Raw genomic sequence first — 20,269 nt, forward strand, 5'->3', positions numbered from 1 at the left:
CTCATCGTAAAAATGCAAACCCCGGCTTATGGCCGGGGTCTGTTCAGGTTCAGGTGCTCAGGTTTATCAGAGCATCTTGCGCCCTTTGCCGGCCGCAATGCGCATACGCAGGGCGTTAAGCTTGATAAAGCCGGCTGCGTCCTGCTGATTATAGGCGCCGCCATCTTCTTCGAAGGTGGCGATATTGGCATCAAACAGCGAATCATCGGACTTGCGACCAGTGATGATCACGTTGCCCTTGTACAGCTTCATGCGTACCACGCCGTTCACGTTGGCCTGGGAGGCGTCGATCATCTGTTGCAGCATCAGACGCTCTGGGCTCCACCAGAAACCGTTGTAGATCAGGCTGGCGTATTTCGGCATCAGCTCGTCTTTCAGGTGAGCGACTTCGCGATCCAGGGTGATCGACTCAATGGCGCGGTGGCCCTTGAGCATGATGGTGCCGCCGGGGGTCTCGTAGCAGCCACGGGACTTCATGCCGACGAAACGGTTCTCGACGATATCCAGACGACCGATGCCATTTGCACCGCCGATGCGGTTCAGTTCGGCCAGCACGGTGGCTGGGCTCATTTCCTTGCCGTCGATGGCAACGATATCGCCCTTGCGGTAGGTCAGCTCGATGTAGGTCGCTTGATCTGGCGCGGCCTCAGGAGAGACTGTCCACTTCCACATGTCTTCTTCGTGCTCGGTCCAGGTGTCTTCCAGCACGCCACCTTCATAGGAGATGTGCAGCAGGTTGGCATCCATGGAGTACGGCGACTTCTTCTTGCCGTGGCGCTCGATCGGGATCGCGTGCTTCTCGGCGTAGTCCATCAGCTTCTCGCGCGACAACAGGTCCCACTCGCGCCAAGGGGCGATGACTTTCACGCCGGGCTTAAGTGCGTAGGCACCCAGTTCGAAACGCACCTGGTCGTTACCCTTGCCGGTCGCACCGTGGGAGATGGCATCAGCGCCGGTCTCGTTGGCGATCTCGATCAAACGTTTGGCGATCAACGGGCGCGCAATGGAGGTGCCCAGCAGGTACTCGCCTTCGTAGACGGTATTGGCACGGAACATCGGGTAGACGAAGTCGCGGACGAATTCTTCGCGCAGGTCATCGATGTAGATTTCCTTGACGCCCATGGCCTGAGCCTTGGCGCGGGCCGGCTCGACTTCCTCACCTTGGCCGAGGTCAGCGGTGAAGGTCACCACTTCGCAGTTATAGGTATCTTGCAGCCACTTGAGGATCACGGAAGTGTCCAGGCCACCGGAATATGCCAGGACTACCTTGTTTACGTCGGCCATGCCATCAACTCCACGGGGTTGTGCGGGAAACCCGTGATTCTACTGCCCATGCCGGCTGATTTACAGAGGCGCGACAGCTTGTGACGACCAGGCGACGGTTTATTGTTGGGCAACCGGGCAGTCGCAGGGGCTAAGACGTCGCCGCAGGATCGACCGGTGCGGCAGCCGGAACCGGCGGCGTAGTGGCTTCGGGGACACGGTCAAGGAAGATACTGACCCGGCGATTTTTAGCCCGGTTAACTTCCTTATTATTTGGCGCCAACGGGTAACGCTCACCGTGGAAGCGAAGGGTGATCTGCTCGGCCGGAATACCATTGGCCTTGAGATACTCCATCACCGCCAGCGCACGACGGCGCGACAGGTCGCGATTGGTCAGGCGGTTGCCACTGTTATCGGCATGACCATCGAGCTGGATGCGATTAACGCTGGGGTCGGCCTTGAGATAGCTGAGGATGATATCCAACTTGGCCTGTGCCAGCGGTTCAAGCTCAACACCGCCACCGGGAAAGCCCACCAGGCTTTTGCGCACTTGATCAAAGTTCACCGGCAGTAACTTGGCCGTGCAATCCAGGTATTCGTTGTAGGCTTTGTTGAATTTGGCCGGCAGCAGGCGCACTTCAACTGCATCACCGCCCATGGCCGCACGATGGCGTACCAAGGGGCTGCGCCCTTCAAGCAAGCCGGTGAGCAAGCGCGCGCCCTGCTCCTGAGAACTGTTGAACAACACCTCAGCATTCGCCACGCTGACAGAACCGAGGTTGATGTCGCCACGCCCTGGCTGCCAAGGCGCGGCAGCCGCCAGCAAGGTCGCATTACCACGGCCCAGCCAACGTTCGCGGGCTTTCAGGCTAAAGGTTACCTGCTCGCCCGCACGCCGCACGAACACCCCGGAGCCGAAATCGGTGATGGGTTGCGCAAGACGGCACTCAAACTGATCGCCTTCGACCTGCCACTCAACCTTCTCCAGACGGGTCTGGAAGCTGATGGCAAGAACTGGCTGGCTGGCCAGCAGGCACAGCACCGCGAGTGGGTAGGGTCGCACGACAGACTCCAGTGAATACGGCTTACCCCTTTTCTATCGGTGCCAACGCGCAAAACTTGAGCGGATCGGCATGCCGGGTGTACACGCGGCTGCGCAGTGCCGCTCGGCCGCCAGTCAGCTTTGCCCGATGAGCCCGCTTTCAACGTGCTGCCGAGGGGCTTTTCCGGTAGCATTCTCGCCACGTTTTGCCCGCCTGGAAGCTTCCATGACTGACCGCCTTACCCTGCTGCGTCCTGACGACTGGCACATCCACCTGCGTGACGGTAGCGTGCTACCGCACACCGTCGCCGATGTAGCCCGAACCTTTGGCCGCGCCATCATCATGCCTAACCTGGTACCGCCCGTGCGCAATGCCAGCGAAGCCGATGCCTACCGCCAGCGCATTCTCAGCGCTCGCCCAGCCGGCAGTAATTTTCAGCCGCTGATGGTGCTCTACCTCACCGACCTGACCCAGCCTGCCGATATCCGCAGTGCAATGGCTTCAGGCTTTGTGCATGCCGCCAAGCTCTACCCGGCCGGCGCGACCACCAACTCCGATTCCGGCGTGACCAGCATCGACACGATTTTCCCGGTGCTTGAAACCATGGCCGAAGTGGGTATGCCTCTGCTGGTGCACGGTGAAGTGACACGCAGCGAGATCGACATCTTCGACCGCGAAAAAATCTTTATCGGTGAGCACCTCAGTCGCGTAGTCGAGCGCTTCCCGACGCTGAAAGTGGTGTTCGAGCACATCACCACCCGCGATGCGGTGGAGTTCGTGCAAGGTGCTTCGGCCAACGTTGGCGCCACCATCACCGCCCATCACCTGCTATACAACCGCAATCACATGCTGGTTGGCGGTATCCGTCCGCACCTGTTTTGCCTGCCAGTGCTTAAGCGCAACAGCCATCAGGACGCGCTGCTGGATGCGGCCACCAGTGGCAGCGCCAAGTTCTTCCTCGGTACCGATTCGGCGCCCCACGCAAAACACGCCAAGGAAGCCGCCTGCGGCTGCGCCGGTTGCTACAGCGCCTACGCGGCGATTGAGCTGTATGCCGAAGCCTTCGAGCAGCGCAATGCACTGGATAAGCTGGAAGCCTTCGCCAGCCTCAACGGCCCTGATTTCTACGGCCTGCCACGTAACAGCGACAGCATCACCCTGGTCCGTGAAGACTGGACGGCCCCTGACAGCTTGCCCCTGGGCGAGCAAATCGTAATCCCCCTGCGCGCCGGTGAAACCCTGCGCTGGCGTTTGCTGGAGAACCACGCGTGAGTGAAGACCTGTATGACGACGAGCCCGAGAGCAACAGCCACTCAGGCCCGCGCCACCCGATGGCCGCACGCTTTCGTGGCTACCTGCCAGTAGTCGTAGACGTGGAAACCGGTGGTTTTAACTGCGCCACTGATGCACTGCTGGAAATTGCTGCCACCACCATTGGTATGGACGAAGGCGGCTTCCTCTATCCGGAGCACACCCAGTTTTTCCGTGTTGAGCCGTTCGAGGGTGCAAACATCGAGCAAGCTGCGCTGGATTTCACCGGAATCAAACTTGATCACCCGCTGCGCATGGCCGTCACGGAAGAACACGCACTGACGGAAATCTTCCGCAGCCTGCGTAAATCGCTGAAAGCCAATAGCTGCAAACGGGCGATTCTGGTCGGCCATAACAGCAGCTTCGACCTGGGCTTCCTCAATGCTGCCGTGGCGCGTACCGGGATCAAGCGTAATCCGTTTCACCCGTTCTCTAGCTTCGACACTGCCACCCTGGCCGGCCTTGCCTATGGCCAGACCGTGCTAGCTAAAGCATGCCAAGCGGCAGGCATCGATTTCGATGGCAAGGAAGCCCATTCGGCTCGCTATGACACCGAGAAGACGGCCGAGCTTTACTGCGGCATCGTCAATCGTTGGAAGGAGATGGGCGGTTGGATGGATTTCGACGACTGATAACCACAGTCGCCGCATAACCATCGCTCATAAAAAAGCCCCGCACTCGCGGGGCTTTTTTATTGCTTCAGGAACAGCGCAGGTCAGGCCTGCGCTGTTTCCATCAGGCGCTTTGTGCCAGGTCCATCAACTCACGGTTAGCCACAGCGTACATGGCGTAATCGGTGTTGGTAGCCGCACGCAACTCGCCCAGCATGACCTTCCAGCGATCCACCAGACGGCGATGCTGATCCAGCCATACACCGACCCGTTCTTCGATATCCGCAGGGCCTTCGGCCATTTGCAGTACCGATACTGTGATGGCGCGTTGCTGCCAGTCTAGGTCATCGCGGAAAGCCTCACGGGCCAGCGCTTGCCAGTTGTTTTCCACCGGCAGGCTGGTGATCTGCTGCAGATACCAAGACAGCTCCAGCGCGCCACCGATGGCGAAGTATGCCGCCGCAACCCGAGCCGGCTCCTGTGCTGTCACATCCGACGCTTCGATGATCGGCAACAGGGTGTACAGATGACTGGTGCCCGCAACCACGCGCGCCAGCTCTTCCGGCACGCCGGCTTCGACATAGGCTTGGAAACGCGCCAGCCACTGTTCACGCGCTGGACCTTCAAGCAGTTCGTCCAAGCGGCCGACCAAGGCCTCGATACGCGGTGCGAAGTGCGCCACATCACGCGCCGCATCCAGGTCATTACGGCGGTTACGCAGGAACCAACGGGTAGCGCGGCGGCCCAAGCGCATCAGCTCATCCATCAATTGCAGTTGCAACTCGGCGGGCACCTTGGAGTCCAGCGCTTCGATCTGCTGCCACCAGTGCGGCAGACGGAACAGGTCACGTACAATCACATACGCGCCGGCCACATTGGCCGCGCTCATGCCCGTGGACTCCTTCAGGCGCTGCACGAAGGTGATGCCCATGTGGTTAACCAGGTCGTTGGCGATCTGCGTGCTGACGATTTCGCGCTTAAGACGATGACGGCGCATCGGCTCGCCAAACTTCTCCGCCAACAAGGGCGGGAAGGCAGTTTCCATTTCTCGCGCCAGGTACTCGTCATCCGGCACCAGGGATTTGAGCAGCGACTCCTTGAGGTCGATCTTGCTGTAGGAGATCAGCACCGACAGCTCCGGCCGGGTCAGACCCAACCCATTGGCGTCGCGCTCGTTGAGTTCATCATCAGAGGGCAGAAATTCCAGGGCGCGGTCCAGTTTGCCTGCAGCTTCCAGCGCCGACATCAGGCGCTTGTATTCACCCACACGCTCACGTGCGCGGCGTTCGGCCAGCGACAATGCCTGGGTCTGCTTGTAGTTGTTGCCCAACACCAGGCCACCGACGGCATCGGTCATTTCCACCATCAGCTTGTTGCGCTGCTTGCCGGTCATATCACCGGCCGCGACGATTTCGCCGAGCAGAATCTTGATGTTCACTTCGTGGTCGGAGCAGTCCACACCACCGGAGTTGTCGATAAAGTCGGTGTTGCTCTTGCCGCCATTCAGACCGTATTCAACGCGACCCAACTGGGTCATGCCGAGGTTACCGCCCTCGCCTACCACCTTGGCGCGCAGTTCGCGGCCGTCTACACGCAGCAAATCGTTGGCCTTGTCACCGACATCGGCGTGGCTTTCTTTGCTGGATTTCACGTAGGTGCCAATCCCACCGTTCCACAGCAAATCCACCGGGGCTTTGAGCAGGGCATTGAGCAGCTCGGTCGGTGCCAGCTTCTCGGCACTGATGTCGAAGCGCTCTTTCATCTGCGGGCTGATGGCGATGCTCTTGGCGCTGCGCAGGAAGATTCCGCCGCCGTCCGAGATCAGCTTCGCGTCATAGTCGGTCCAGCTGGAGCGCGGCAGATCAAACAGGCGCTGGCGCTCGACAAAACTCTTGGCCGCATCGGGGTTGGGGTCGATAAAGATATGCATGTGGTTAAAGGCTGCGACCAGTTGCAGGCTTTCCGAGAGCAGCAGGCCGTTGCCGAATACGTCGCCGGCCATGTCGCCGATACCGATAACCGTGACGTGGTCTTTCTGCACATCAATGCCGCACTCGCGGAAGTGCCGCTGCACCGAGACCCAGGCGCCTTTGGCGGTAATGCCCATGCCTTTGTGGTCGTAACCTGCCGAGCCACCCGAGGCAAACGCATCGTCCAGCCAGAAGCCGTAATCGGCAGCAATACCGTTGGCGATGTCGGAGAAGGTCGCGGTGCCTTTGTCGGCGGCCACCACCAGATAAGGATCGTCACCGTCGTGACGCACCACATTCTGCGGCGGCACCACGACACCCTCTTTGAGGTTGTCGGTGATATCCAACAGCCCGCTGATAAAGATGCGGTAGCAGGCAATGCCTTCCGCCAACACGTCATCGCGCGAACCACCCAGCGGCAGGCGGCGAGGCACAAAGCCGCCTTTGGCGCCCATCGGTACGATCACGGCGTTCTTCACCTGCTGCGCCTTGACCAGGCCCAGCACCTCGGTGCGGAAGTCTTCCTCGCGGTCCGACCAACGCAGGCCGCCACGGGCGACATCGCCAAAGCGCAGGTGCACACCTTCAACCCGCGGCGAATAGACGAAGATTTCGAACTTCGGCGTTGGCCGTGGAATATCCGGAATGGCGCGCGGATTCAGCTTGAAGCTGAAGTAGGACTTGTTCTGCCCGGCCGCATCGGTCTGGTAGAAGTTGGTGCGCAGGGTGGCTTTGATCAGGTCCAGGTAGCGACGCAGGATGCGGTCTTCGTTAAGCACCGCAACATCATCCAGCGCGGCGAGAATCGCCTGCTCAAGCTTCTGTTGTTTGTCTTCCAGGTCTTCTGCAGTGAGCTTGCGCGCCAGATAAAAGCGCGTCTTAAACAGGCGCACCAGTTCCTTGGCGATATCCGCATGGTTAACCAAGGTGCTGGCGATGTAGCTCAGGTCAAAGCCCAGGCGAATCTGCTTGAGGTAACGCGCGTAGGCGCGCAGCAGCGCCACATCACGCCACGGCATGGCGGCCATCAGCACCAGACGGTTGAAGCCGTCATTCTCTGCCGCGCTGCCAACGATTTTAACGAAGGCGTCTTGCAGGGTGTCGTTGAGCTGCTGGATGTCGACATCCAGGCCTTCGGCATAGGTAAAGGCAAAGTCGTGAATCCAGAACTCGCGACCATCGGCGCGGCGCAGCTTGTAAGGGAACTCACCCAAAACGCGCAGGCCGAGGTTTTCCAGGATCGGCAGCACGTCTGACAGCGGCAGCGGCGTATCGGCGTGGTACAGCTTGCAGTGCAACTGCTGCTCGCCCTGGGTCAGCGGCTGGTAGAAGCTCATCACCAACTGACGCTCGCTGTTCAGGCTGAGCAGGTGCTGCATGTCCACCACCGCCGAATGCGGGGCGAAACGCTCACGGTAGCCCGCCGGGAAGCCATCCGGGAACTCGCTGAGCACTTCCGTGCCCTGCGCTTCGCCGAGGCTCTCGACCATCAGGCTGGTGTAATCGTCCTTCCACGAACGGCAGGCCTGAATGACTTCTTTTTCCAGGCGCACAGGGTCGATTTGTACACGGTTTTTCGGGTCGACCTTGAGAATAAACTGCACCCGCGCCAGCACCGACTCGGAGAAGAAGGTCCAGAACTCGCAATCAATCCCCTGCAGGCGATCCATCAGCACTTGCTGGATTTTTACCCGGGTCTCGGTGGAGTACACATCACGCGGCACATAGGCCAGGCAGTAGCAGAAACGACCATAAGGATCGCGGCGCAGGAAGACGCGAATCTTGTTGCGCTCCTGAATCTGCACGATCGACAAGGTGGTGTTGAACAGCTCATCCACCGAGGTTTGAAACAAGTCATCACGCGGCAGCACTTCCAGCACCTGAGCCAGCTCTTTGCCCAGGTGAGCGCTGCTATCAAAGCCCGAGCGCTGCTCGATAACTGCAATTTTGCGGCGGATATAGGGGATGTTCCACACGCTCTCGGCATACACCGATGAGGTGTAGAGGCCCATAAAACGGCATTCCTTGATGACCTTACCGGTGCTGTCCAGCTCACGAATCGACACCAGATCCGGATACGCCGGGCGGTGCACGCGGCTCGGCACCGCCGCCTTGGCAAACGACAGCAACTGCGCTTCACGCAGGTAGCAGACCGCCTCCGGCTCGATGTGCGTGTCTTCGGCCGTCAGCCCGCTACGCAGGCGTTTGGACAGACCCAGCAGGGATTTTTCGTCGTAGACAATGCTGCCGCCATCAACGCTGTCGGCAACGGTGAACTCTTCATAGCCGAGGAAGGTGAAGTGGTCGTCGAGCAGCCAGCTCATAAACACCTTGACCTCTTCCAACTCAGCGCCTTCAACCTTGAGCTTGGCCTTATCCAGCCAGGCGCGTAGCTCCTTGGCCTTGTCCTTCATTGGCTGGAAATCCGCCACACTCAGGCGCACATCAGCGAAGACCTCGTGCAGGGCTTTTTCCAGGACTTTCAGCTCGCCGTTACTGGAGCAACGGTCAATCTCCAAGAACATCAGCGCTTCTTGCTGCACGTCCTTGCCCTGAGCACCTTTAGGCAGAATTTCCTGCAACTCACCGCTCTTGTTGCGGCGCACGCTGAACACGCTGTTCTGCAAGGTGTGGATGCTGTAACCGCGACGGTTCAGCTCAATACGTACCGAGTCGACCAGGAAGGGAATATCGCTGTGCAGAATTTCCACCGCGGTATGCGTGGACTGCCAGCCGTGTTTCTCATAATCGGGGTTGAAGACCCGCACCTCTGGCTTGCTCGGTGCAAACCGCTCCAGCAGCCGCCAGGACGATAACGTGCAGCCGACCAGGTCAGAGAGGCGACGCTGGGTCAGCTCCTCAAGGGCGATGATGCCGAAGAATTGCTCGGCGAACAGGGCTACTTGTGGCAGAGCCTGTTCGCTGACGTGCTGCGCCAGGGCCGTTTGCAGGTGGTGCTGAAAATCGGCTTTGCTGGCCGCCGTAAAGAACGCCATGGGTGTGCTCCATTTGGCTTGTTATTCGATCAGGGGCAGCCGCGAAAAGGATCTTCGCCACAACCTTGTTGTTCAACGTTAGTCTAGGAGGCCGCGATTGCATTAAAGTGGCTGCCACTTAACTCTGGCGAGATTCAAGACTCGCTGGTCACATTTGCCGGATGAGCTTAACGATGGAACACCGTGAAGCGCTTATCGCGCTGCGACATTTTCTTTCAAGCCAGATCCTCGGCCAGGAAAAACTCATCGAAAGGCTGCTGATTGCCTTGCTCGCTGATGGCCATATGCTGGTTGAGGGCGCACCTGGGCTCGCCAAAACCAAGGCGATCAAGGAGCTGGCTGAAGGCATTGAAGCCGAATTCCACCGTATTCAGTTCACTCCGGACCTGCTCCCGGCCGACATCACCGGCACCGAGATCTATCGCCCGGAAACCGGCAGTTTTGTGTTCCAGCAGGGGCCGATCTTCCACAACCTGGTGCTGGCCGATGAGATCAACCGCGCCCCGGCCAAGGTGCAGTCGGCGTTGCTCGAAGCCATGGCCGAGCGCCAGGTCAGCGTCGGGCGCAGCACCTATCACCTGTCGCCGCTGTTTCTGGTGATGGCCACGCAGAACCCGATCGAGCAGGAAGGCACCTACCCGCTGCCCGAAGCTCAACTCGACCGTTTTCTGATGCATGTGAAGATCGGCTTCCCCGATGCCAGCGTGGAACGCAAGATCCTCGCCCAGGCCCGCGGCGAAGCGCTGAATGGCGAAACCAAGCCCGAGCAACTGGTCAGCCAGCAGGCGATCTTTGCCGCGCGCCAGGAGATCCTCGGTCTGTATATGGCCGATGCGGTGGAAGAGTATTTGGTGCAACTGGTCATGGCCTCGCGCACCCCGGCCAAGTTCGACCCGGAGCTGGCTGAATGGATTGCCTATGGCGCCAGCCCGCGCGGCTCGATTGCCCTGGATCGCTGTGCACGGGCGCACGCCTGGCTGGCCGGTCGGGATTTTGTCAGCCCGGAAGATATCCAGGCCGTGCTGTTCGACGTCTTGCGTCACCGCATTATTCTATCGTTCGAGGCAGAAGCTGCCGGCATCGACCAGGACCGCGTGGTGCAGCGCATTCTCGACGTTGTGGCGGTCGCCTAAACGCCATGTTTGAGCAACCCACGCAGCCCGGCATTCGCGTCAGCCTCGGTGAACTGATCGAGATGCGCCACCGTGTGCGTGAAGTGCAGCTGTTTTCCACACCCGCGCAGCGCAGCCCACTGATTGGCCTGCACCATTCCAAGCTACGTGGCCGCGGTGTCGACTTTGACCAAGTGCGCGTTTATCAACCCGGCGACGATGTGCGCACCATCGACTGGCGCGTGACCGCGCGTACTCAGGAGCCGCACACCAAGCTGTTTCATGAGGAGCGCGAGCGACCGATCTACATCATGGTCGAGCAAAGCCGGCAATTGTTCTTCGGCTCCGGGCTGATGCTTAAATCGGTGCTCGCCGCCCAGGCGGCCAGCCTGATTGGCTGGGCGGCGCTGGGCCATAACGACCGTATCGGCGGCCTGGTGTTTGGCGATCAGGAACACCACGAAGTTAAACCGCGGCGCAGCAAGCAGAGTCTGCTGCAACTGCTCAGCCGCCTGGCTAAAGCCAACCAAACCCTGAGTAATGACAGCCAAGGCGAGCGCGACAGCTTTGGCCTGGCCCTGCGCCGCGCCCGCGAAGTGCTGCGCCCGGGCAGCCTGGTGGTAGTGCTGTGTGATGAACGCACCCTGAACGACAGCAGCGAGCAACAGCTACAGCTGCTCGCGCGGCACACCGACCTGCTGCTGCTGCCGCTTTCCGACCCGCTCGACCATGCCCTGCCCAACGCCGGCCTGCTGCGCTTCAGCGAACAGGGTGCGCAACTGGAACTCGACACCCAGAATGCCGAACTGCGCCAAGCCTACCGCAGCCTGGCCGATGCTCGTCAGGCACGCTGGCAGCGTCTGGCGCAGAAGCTCAGCGTGCCGTTGCTACCACTGAGTACGCAAAGCGAAATGATCGAACAATTGCGCGAACACCTGAATGCTCAGCGCTCAAGGAAAGCACCGTGAATCCGTTGGATCAACTCGAACCGCTGATCGCCCCGCCGGCGATCAGCTGGTGGTCTCCGGCACCGGGCTGGTGGCTGCTCGCCCTGCTGCTGCCGCTGCTGTTATGGGCCGCCATCACCTTGCTGAAACGCCTGCCACACAAAACCAAGCAGGCCGAGCGCGACGCCCCTCTCGACCCATTGCGCCAGGCCGCCCTGATCGAACTCGAACAACTGCCCAAACCCTACGACGGTGCCGAAGCCGGCCCCTGGCTACAACAGCTCAACGCCATCCTTAAACGCCTGTGCCGCGAGCGCTACCCACAAAGCCACAGCCATACCCTGAGCAGCCGCGCCTGGCTGGCCTTTCTCGACAGCCGCTGCCCAGCGGCTGGTTTGACCCGCTGGATGATTCTGGTCGAAGGCGCCTATCGCCCGCACTGCAGCCTGGATGACAAAGCCATCACCGGTCTTAATCAGGCCGTGGCGATCTGGATTCGCAAACATGTTTGAATTTGCCTGGCCCTGGGTCTTTCTACTCGCCCCCTTGCCCTGGCTGCTGCGCGCCTGGTTACCCCCTGCGGACAGTGGCGAGGCCGCGCTGAAAGTCAGCTTTCTGGCTGAACTGGAAAGCCTCAGTGGCCGTCGCGCCCGCCCCCGCCTGCCGGCCTTACGCCAACAGGCACCGTTTGTGCTGATCTGGCTCTTACTGCTGCTCGCCTGTGCCCGCCCGCAATGGCTCGGTGAACCCCTACCGCTGCCTGCAAGTGGCCGCGACCTGTTGCTGGCCGTGGATGTCTCCGGTTCCATGGACTACTCGGATATGACCTGGGAAGACCAGGAGGTCAGCCGCCTGACCTTGATCAAACACCTGCTCGGCGACTTTATCGACGGCCGCCAGGGTGATCGCGTCGGTTTGATCCTGTTTGGCAGCCGCGCCTACCTGCAATCCCCCCTGACCTTTGACCGGCAAACTGTGCACACCTGGCTTGATGAAGCGCAGATCAATATTGCCGGCCCACAAACAGCCATCGGCGATGCCATTGGTCTGGCGGTCAAACGTTTACGCGAACGCCCCGCGCAAAGCCGGGTGCTCATTCTTGTCACTGACGGCGCCAACAATGGCGGTGAAATTGACCCGATGACCGCCGCGCGTCTGGCGGCCGAGGAAGGCATCACCATCTACCCCATCGGTATCGGCGCCGACCCTGAGCAAGGCGGCGTACTCGGTATGCTTGGCTTCAACCCCGGCATCGACCTGGACGAGCCGAGCCTGCGTGCAATTGCCGATGCCACCGGCGGCGAATACTTCCGCGCCCGTGACAGCGACGAACTGCAAGCCATCGAAGCCACCCTAGATCGCCTGGAGCCCGTGGCACAAAAACCAACCCTGGCGCGCCCGACACTGCCACTCTATCCCTGGCCCCTGGGCCTTGCCCTGGTACTGAGCCTGCTGCTGGTTAGCCAAACGCTCTGGCCAACGCTGCAACAGCGCGCGCGCAGCTGGCTGGCCACCGGGGATAAAGCATCATGAACGAACTGAGCAGCCTCTGGCCGCACTGGCAACGGCCCTTCTGGCTCGTCCTGCTCCCGCTTCTGGGCGTGCTGCTGTGGAAACTCTGGCACCGCGAAAAACGCAGCGGGCGCTGGCAGGCTTTACTGCCGACCGCCTTCCAGGCGGCACTGCTGACAGCCGGCAGTGGACGCAACAGCCGCCTGCCCTGGCTAGCCCTCGGTCTGGCCTGGTTGCTTGCCGTGTTGGCGCTACTTGGACCGACTTGGCAACGTATCGAACAACACAACCCCAAACCGGCCGATCCGCTGGTGGTGCTGCTTGAGCTGACGCCGGAGATGCTCGCCAGCGACGCTTCACCCAATCGCCTGGCCCAGGCCAAACGCAAACTGCTCGACCTGCTGGAACAGCGCCAGGATGCGCAAACCGCGATCATCGTCTATGCCGGCAGCGCGCACACCGTAGTGCCTCTGTCCGACGACCTGTCCACCAGTCGCAACCTGCTCGATGCGCTGAATCCGGGGATCATGCCGGAGTCCGGCAAGCGCGCCGATCTGGCCGTGCTTAAGGCCCTGCAACTGCTCGAACAAGGCGCCCAAGGCAACGGCCGCTTACTGCTGCTGACCAGCACCCTCAGCGAAATCGAACGCCAGGGCATTGCCCAGGCACTCGGCCGCCGTGGCGAACGTTTGCACATTCTCGGGATTGGCAGCACCCAGGGCGCGCCGATCATTCAGGAAGACGGCTCGTTCCTCAAGGATGCCCAAGGGGCCATTCTACTGCCGCGCCTGGACAGCTTCGGCCTCAAGCGTTTTGCCAGTGAACTGGGCGGCCGCTACCAGGGCCTCACGCTGAATGAGCAGGACTTGCGCAACCTCGGCCTGCTCGAAGCACCGCAACAAGTACGCCGTGATGCCGAGCTGACCCGCCTACAGGCCTGGGCAGACCAGAGCCACTGGCTGTTGCTGCCGCTGCTCTTACTCGCCGCCTGCGCCGCACGCCGAGGTTGGCTACTGTGCCTGCCGCTGTTGCTCCTAGGCCTGCCGCAGAACAGCTATGCCTTTAGCTTTGAAGACCTCTGGTTACGTGCCGACCAGCAAGGCCAGCGCCTGCTCGACGCACAACAGCCCGCAGAGGCTGCGCAACGCTTCAATGACCCACGCTGGCAAGGCTTGGCGCTTTATCAGGCAGGGGATTACCCCGCAGCAGCTGAACGTTTCGCCAACGGTGATACCGCCAGCGACCACTACAACCGTGGCAATGCCCTGGCGCGCAGTAATGAGCTGGAGGCCGCCATCGATGCCTATACCCAAGCGCTGGAGTTGCAGCCTGATCTGGCTCAGGTGCAAAAAAATAAGGCGCTGGTGGAAAGCGTGTTGCAGCAAAAGCAGCAGCAACAAGATCAGTCAGATGACTCGCAAGAACCCACTGACGCGCAGAGTCCGCCGAGTGAGCCGCCGCAAACTGGAAAGCCCGAACACAATGCGCAGCAGCAGCCCGAGCAAACGCCCGCCTCCCAGGGCGAGTCTCAGGACGAACCGGCTGAACCGGGCCAAAAGCCCGCGCAACCCGTCCCTGACGACGGCACAGAAAAACCGCCTGCATCGCCCGTAGAAGACGACGGCGACAGCAATGAAGAACAAATCGCCAACGCCGAACCGACTCTCGACGGCGAACGTCGCCAGGCATTGGAACAGTGGCTGCGGCAGATCCCCGACGATCCGGGTGAGTTGCTACGGCGTAAATTCAGGCTGGAACAACAACAGCGCCAGGAACAACTGCAATGAGCCGACTGCTCTGTACCCTTTTACTTAGCCTGCTGGCCTTAAACGTCAGCGCGCAGAGCCTGAACGCCACTGTCGACCGCACTCGCCTGAATGCCGGCGAGAGCGTCGAGCTCACGCTAGAGTCGCAGGACACCACGCTATTCGGCAAACCCGATCTGCAACCGCTCTATGAGTTGTTCGAGGTGCTCGGCACCCGCCAAGTCAACCGCCTGACCAACAATGGCAGTGCCGCGCAGGCCAGTACGCGCTGGATCATCACCCTCCAACCCAAACACAGCGGCTATGTGGTGATACCACCGCTGAACCTTGCCCAGCTGCAAAGCACACCGATCACCCTGCACGTGCAGCAAGGCACGAGCGCCGCCGACAGCCGTTTAGCCCCGGTGTTTATCGATGCCAGCCTGGATCAGGAAAGCGTCTACGTGCAGGCGCAAACGGTGCTGACTCTGCGGATCTACCACTCTGTTTCACTTTACGATGACAGTAGCCTGAGCCCGCTCGACATGCCCCAGGCCCGCGTTGAGCCGCTGGGTGAACCGCGCACCTATGAGAAAGACATCAATGGCATACGCCATGGCGTGATCGAATTGCGCTACGCGATCTTTCCCCAAGAAAGCGGCGAACTGCTGATTCCCGCACAAGCCTTTTCCGCCACGGCGGTTGATCGCGCCAGCAGCAATACTTACAACCCATTTGGCCCCCGGCCGGGCAAGGTGGTGCGGGTTAAATCCCCAGAAATCCCACTGCAGGTCAAGGCCAAGCCGGCCAGCTATCCAGCCGATGCGCCCTGGCTGCCAGCGCGCGCCGTGAGCCTAAGTGAAGTGTGGAGCCCGCAACCAGACGAGGCGCGAGTTGGCGACTCACTGACCCGCAGCCTGCTGCTAAAGGCCGAAGGGCTGGCCAGCGCACAATTACCGCCATTACCTGCCACCCAGGTAAACGGCCTACGGCGCTACCCGGACCAGCCACAACTGGCCAATCAAGCCAGTGACAACGGACTGATAGGTAGCCGCGAAGAGCGCGAAGCCTTGGTGGCTAACCGTGAAGGGGCCATTGCCCTGCCGGCGATTGAAGTGCTGTGGTGGAACACCGCTACCGATCAGCTGGAGCGCAGCAATTTGCCGCCCCGCACCCTGCAGGTGGCTGCTAATCCGAACCTTGAGACGCTGACGGTTGAAGCCCCACGGCCTGGGCCCGTCAGCACATCCACCGTACAACTCTGGCCTTGGCAATTGAGCAGCGCACTGCTGAGCCTGACAACCCTGCTCGGCTTTACCCTCTGGTGGCGTGCACGCCGCCAGCCGGCCGTATTGCCGAACCAGCAAGCAGGCCCCAACCCACGCGACCTGCTCGACGAACTCAAGCGCACATGCCTGGCCAACGACACGCAAGCGACCCGCCATGCATTGGATGCCTGGGCCCGCCAACAGCCGGAAACCCTGGCTGATATGGCCGCGCGCTTTACCCCGCTTTCTGATGCCCTCGACGGCCTGAATGGCGCCCTATACAGCGAAAGTGGCCAACACTGGCAGGGCCGCAACCTGTGGCTGGCGATTCGCAGCCTACCCGCTGTGGAAGACCTCGAAGGCACCGCCAGTCAAGACACCAGCGCCCTGCCACCGCTGTATCCACGCTAGTCAGAGAGCCGGCACACACAGTGTTCGCAAGGCGAGTGAGTGGCGCAAAGCCGGACTTGAGCATTAGCAGCGTAATCAATGTGCCGCCTAACCCAGCAGCAGCTATCGGGTTGCCTCGCTAACGGGTTACAGGGCAGCCATAAAGGTACAGGCCTTAGGAGGGGCTTTAGCCGTGAGCTTTTGCTATTCAGCACTTAGCCCGAACAAGCTCAGCGCAGTCCCGGGCATGGATGCTTGCGCAGTGGCCTGTGAGTTGGGCGGAGGCTGCCTCCCGGATTGCGCCAAGACTTATCCGGGCTACGGAGCCCACTGTTGTGGAGCGGCCTGGCCGCGACACTTCCAGAATCAACACGCTTCGCGGGCAAGCCAGCGCCACAAAAGCCATCTGCAGACCTAACGCCTAGACAATAAAAAACCGCGACCCAAAGGCCGCGGTTTTTAGTGGGGCTGCGTATCAGGCTCAGGCCTTGTTGCGCAGCTTCTCTGGGTTGATCAGGAAGCGTGCCAGGGCAGGCAGCAGCCAGATCGCGCCAATCATGTTCCAAAGGAACATAAAGGTCAGCATCAAGCCCATGTCAGCCTGGAACTTGATCGTCGAGAAGATCCAGGTGGCCACGCCGATCGCCAGGCAAACGCCGGTGAACAGCACCGCTTTACCTGTCGACTTAAGCGTCTCGTAATAGGCTTCCTGCAACGACAAGCCTTGACGCAAGTAGGTCTCCAGACGGCTGTAGATATAGATGCCGTAGTCGACACCAATCCCCACACCCAGAGCGATTACTGGCAACGTCGCGACCTTCACACCAATGCCCATGTAGGCCATCAACGCGTTACCCAGCACCGAAGTCAGTACCAGCGGCAAGATTACGCACAGGGTCGCGGCCAATGAACGGAAGGTCAGCAGGCACATGATGCTCACGGCCGCATACACCGCGATCAGCATGGTGGTTTCAGACGCTGCAATCACCTCATTGGTGGCCGCCTCGATACCCGCGTTACCCGCTGCCAGGATGAACTCCAGGCCGTCCTTGTTGTTCTCTTTGGCAAACTCTTCAGCGACGTTAACCGCACGCGTCAAGGTTTCGGCCTTATGGTCGGTGAGGAAGATCAGCACCGGCGCCACTGAGCAATCGCCGTTGTACAGGCCATCGGCCCGAGCAATGGAGTTGTTCAGTACGTCTTGGTTGCGCGACAGGGTTTCCCATTTCAGGTTGCCCTCGTTCATGCCTTTGATCACCTGACGCGACACGGTGACCATGGAAATGGCCGACTGCACGCCTTCGGTGTTCTCCATCTTCCACATCAGCTCATCCATGGCCGACAGGGTCGGGTAAGTCGAGCAGCCTTCAGCCGCCGTCTTGACCATGATCACCAGCACATCGGAGCTGGTGGAGTAGTTGCGGATGACGAAGTCGTTATCCAGGTTGTAACGCGAATCCGGATGCAGCTCCGGTGCACCTTGGTCAAGGTCACCAATCTTCAGGTTCTGCCCGTACCACACACCGCCAGCCAAGGCGACGACCGCTACCACCACGGAAATCGGCGCTACCATGGGGTGCGCGCAGTTCGAGATTAAGCGCCAGAACGGGTGTTCTTTAACCGCGTCTTCACGGCTGATCTGCACCGCTTTCTTGCTGATACCGATATAGGAAATCATCACCGGCAGCAGAATCAAGTTGGTCAGGATGATTACCGCGACACCCATGGAAGCGCCGATGGCCAGCTCACGGATCACGCCGATGTCGATTAACAACAGGGTGATAAAGCCCACGGCGTCCGACAACAGCGCGACCAACCCCGGAATAAACAGCTGACGGAAGGCCATGCGTGCGGCTGACAGCGAGTCGGTTGCCTCGCCAGAAGCCATGGCGATACCGTTAATCTTCTGCACACCGTGGGAAATACCGATGGCAAACACCAGAAACGGTACCAGCATCGAATAAGGATCAAGACCGAAACCCAGGGTATGCAACAGGCCCAGCTGCCAGACCACGGCAATCAGGGTGGTCAATACCACCGCCAGGGTGCTCTTGAAGCAGTGGGTGAACCACAGCAGCAGCACGAAGGTGATGCCGATGGCCACAGCAAAGAATAACGCCACGCCAATCAGGCCATCAATCAAATCACCGACTTTCTTGGCGAAACCGATAATGTGAATTTTGACGTTGGGGTTCTGCGCTTCGTACTTGTCGCGAATCTTCTCTTCCAGCTCGTGGGAGAACTTCTGGTAATCCAGCGGGATCTGCTTGCTCTGGTCTGCAGGGTCGGCATAGGACTCCAGCAACGGCAAATCGACAATGCTCGATTTGAAATTGTTGGCCACCAGACGGCCGATCTGCCCGGACTTGAGGATGTTGCTGCGCAGCTCTTCCAGGCTTTCGGAAGAACCGTCGTAGGTTTGCGGAATCACCTCACCGCCGGCAAAACCTTCTTCAGTCACTTCGGTCCAGCGTACGCTTGGGCTCCACAGCGACTTCAGGCCAGAGCGGTCGACACCCGGAATATAAAAGGCTTCGTCGTTGATCTGACGCAGCGTCTCCATGTATTCCTTGCTGAAGATATCGCCGTCCACCGCTTCCACCGAGATACGCACGGTGTTGCCCAGGTTAGCCAGATCATTACGGTGCTCAAGCATCTTCTGGATGTAGGGATGCCCCAGCGGAATCATCTTCTCGAAGCTGGTCTGCGGACGCACTTGCGCCGCCTGGAAGAACAGAAACAAACTGATCAACAAGCACAGCAGAATCACGGCCGGACGATTGTTGAAAATCAACCGCTCTAGAAAGGAGGCAGGTTGTTGTTGATGCTTACTCATGCAAAGGCTCCCGGCTTATTGTTGTTGGCCCAGATCAGCGCCCGTAGGTGCAGCAGCGTGAACGCCACCCTGCCCTACTAGAATCAGATTGCCGTTTTCCATTGCTGCAACGCCAGCCAGCGAAAGCCGGTCGGCACGATTGGTCACACTGAAATTGCGGCCGTTGTCGGTGCTCTTGAGTACCGTGCCACCATGCCCAACCACCACAATGGAACCGTCGGCCAGACGGTTACCGTCAGCCAGACCAAATTCAAGCGGGCCATTGTTAGCAGTATTCAGACTAATCGCCTGCCAGGTGGTACCGAAGTCGGCGGAACGGAACAAATGCCCGCGCAAACCATAGACCAGTAGCGTTCCGGCTTCGTCAGTGCCCAGTGCACCGAACAGCGAACCCTCGTAAGGTCCTTCCAGGGTTTCCCAGGTTTGCCCCCAATCAGGCGAACGGAACATCACACCCTGCTCGCCTACGACGAACAGGCCAGAGTCTTTGACTTCGACAATGGCGTTGAGGTGATAGGCATCTTCGTTATCCATGCGCTCGCTGATATCTTCCCAGTTGGCGCCACCATCGGTGGTTTCCAACAAGGCGCCATACGCGCCGACGGCATAACCGTTGTTACGATCTTTGAACCAGACATCCAGTAGCGGCGCTTCACGCTCAAGGTCTTCGAATTGCTTGACCCATGTCGCGCCGCCATCGGTAGTAGCGAGAATCTGCGCATCGTGGCCCACGGCCCAGCCATGGCTGTCGTCGATAAAGAACACGGCAGTGAGCATTTGCTTGGTCGGCACTTTGGCCTGAACCCAGCTCGTACCATTGTCATCGGAGTAGAGGATATGCCCGCGATCACCGACGGTGACCAGGCGCTTACCCAGGCTGGCGACATCGAGCAAAAGCGTGTGTGAGGCTTTGGCAGACATTACTGAAAATTTACTGCCTTCATTGCCGGCAGCTTGCAGTGGCGCACTGGCCAACATCAGCATGGATAGCACACCGCACAGCGACAGCGCTTTGGCTATCGGTGAGTGGCGGAGCACCGGTGTGCGGGAAAACCCCACAGCATGACCGGCCTGGGTGCGCCGCATAACGGGCTCACTCATATACCTTCCCCCTTATTCTTATAGGTAGCACTACGCTTAGAGCAGTACGCCTATCCTACTGAGCTTTCAAAAGGCCTGACAATCGGCGCGACGTTATGTTTTGTTAAACCCGGCCGTCTACCATGCCCTGTTCGACTGACAAATAGCAAAAGGCCGCTACAACA

13 protein-coding genes are annotated in these 20,269 nt (G+C 59.9%); 8 read left to right on the plus strand and 5 right to left on the minus strand.

All coding sequences use genetic code 11. The annotated features are described in order from the left end of the window. Nucleotides 1-66: 66 nt before the first annotated feature. Nucleotides 67-1,284, minus strand: coding sequence for an argininosuccinate synthase (locus tag SOP97_RS00630; protein WP_274087955.1), 1,218 nt, complete (start codon nt 1,282-1,284; stop codon nt 67-69). 130 nt (nt 1,285-1,414) lie between these two features. Continuing rightward, the gene (locus SOP97_RS00635) at nt 1,415-2,326 is read right to left on the minus strand and encodes a flagellar protein MotY (RefSeq protein ID WP_322947655.1); all 912 of its coding nucleotides are present in this window, start codon (nt 2,324-2,326) and stop codon (nt 1,415-1,417) included. A 205-nt stretch (nt 2,327-2,531) separates the two neighbouring features. Here SOP97_RS00635 and pyrC point away from each other — a divergent pair, with 205 nt between their 5' ends. Beyond that, nucleotides 2,532-3,578 (plus strand): dihydroorotase, encoded by a 1,047-nt coding sequence (gene pyrC / locus SOP97_RS00640; RefSeq protein WP_322947657.1) that lies wholly within the window; start codon nt 2,532-2,534, stop codon nt 3,576-3,578. Continuing rightward, nucleotides 3,575-4,249, plus strand: coding sequence for a ribonuclease T (rnt, locus tag SOP97_RS00645; RefSeq protein ID WP_322947659.1), 675 nt, complete (start codon nt 3,575-3,577; stop codon nt 4,247-4,249). The genes pyrC and rnt overlap by 4 nt, the downstream gene beginning before the upstream one ends. Before the next feature lie 103 nt (nt 4,250-4,352). On the opposite strand, the gene SOP97_RS00650 is transcribed toward rnt, so the two are convergent. Then, nucleotides 4,353-9,194, minus strand: coding sequence for an NAD-glutamate dehydrogenase (locus SOP97_RS00650; RefSeq protein ID WP_322947661.1), 4,842 nt, complete (start codon nt 9,192-9,194; stop codon nt 4,353-4,355). Between the two features lie 173 nt (nt 9,195-9,367). Here SOP97_RS00650 and SOP97_RS00655 point away from each other — a divergent pair, with 173 nt between their 5' ends. From SOP97_RS00655 to SOP97_RS00680, 6 genes are read left to right on the plus strand one after another with little or no spacing between them, the layout of a single operon-like run. After that, on the plus strand, nt 9,368-10,327 hold the full coding sequence (locus tag SOP97_RS00655; RefSeq protein ID WP_298190393.1) for an AAA family ATPase: 960 nt from the start codon (nt 9,368-9,370) through the stop codon (nt 10,325-10,327). Nucleotides 10,328-10,332: 5 nt separating this feature from the next. Beyond that, nucleotides 10,333-11,274 (plus strand): DUF58 domain-containing protein, encoded by a 942-nt coding sequence (locus tag SOP97_RS00660; protein ID WP_322947664.1) that lies wholly within the window; start codon nt 10,333-10,335, stop codon nt 11,272-11,274. Further along, nucleotides 11,271-11,765, plus strand: coding sequence for a DUF4381 domain-containing protein (locus tag SOP97_RS00665; RefSeq protein WP_322947666.1), 495 nt, complete (start codon nt 11,271-11,273; stop codon nt 11,763-11,765). The genes SOP97_RS00660 and SOP97_RS00665 overlap by 4 nt, the downstream gene beginning before the upstream one ends. Next, complete coding sequence (locus SOP97_RS00670) at nt 11,758-12,786, plus strand: vWA domain-containing protein (protein ID WP_322947668.1); 1,029 nt, start codon at nt 11,758-11,760, stop codon at nt 12,784-12,786. The genes SOP97_RS00665 and SOP97_RS00670 overlap by 8 nt, the downstream gene beginning before the upstream one ends. Then, nucleotides 12,783-14,552, plus strand: a complete 1,770-nt coding sequence (locus SOP97_RS00675) for a VWA domain-containing protein (protein WP_322947670.1) — start codon at nt 12,783-12,785, stop codon at nt 14,550-14,552. Before SOP97_RS00670 ends, SOP97_RS00675 begins: the two co-directional genes overlap by 4 nt. After that, a complete protein-coding gene (locus SOP97_RS00680; protein WP_322947672.1) occupies nt 14,549-16,189 on the plus strand; it encodes a BatD family protein in 1,641 nt (546 codons plus the stop codon). The genes SOP97_RS00675 and SOP97_RS00680 overlap by 4 nt, the downstream gene beginning before the upstream one ends. Nucleotides 16,190-16,649: 460 nt before the next feature. On the opposite strand, the gene SOP97_RS00685 is transcribed toward SOP97_RS00680, so the two are convergent. Together SOP97_RS00685 and SOP97_RS00690 are read right to left on the minus strand one after the other, a co-directional pair. Next, a complete protein-coding gene (locus SOP97_RS00685) occupies nt 16,650-19,004 on the minus strand; it encodes an efflux RND transporter permease subunit (RefSeq protein WP_322947673.1) in 2,355 nt (784 codons plus the stop codon). A 15-nt stretch (nt 19,005-19,019) separates the two neighbouring features. Beyond that, entirely contained in the window at nt 19,020-20,105 is a 1,086-nt protein-coding gene (locus tag SOP97_RS00690) for a WD40/YVTN/BNR-like repeat-containing protein (RefSeq protein ID WP_411912004.1), read from the minus strand. Nucleotides 20,106-20,269: the final 164 nt, after the last annotated feature.

This window comes from Pseudomonas spirodelae (assembly GCF_034653255.1).
GTDB lineage: Bacteria > Pseudomonadota > Gammaproteobacteria > Pseudomonadales > Pseudomonadaceae > Aquipseudomonas > Aquipseudomonas spirodelae.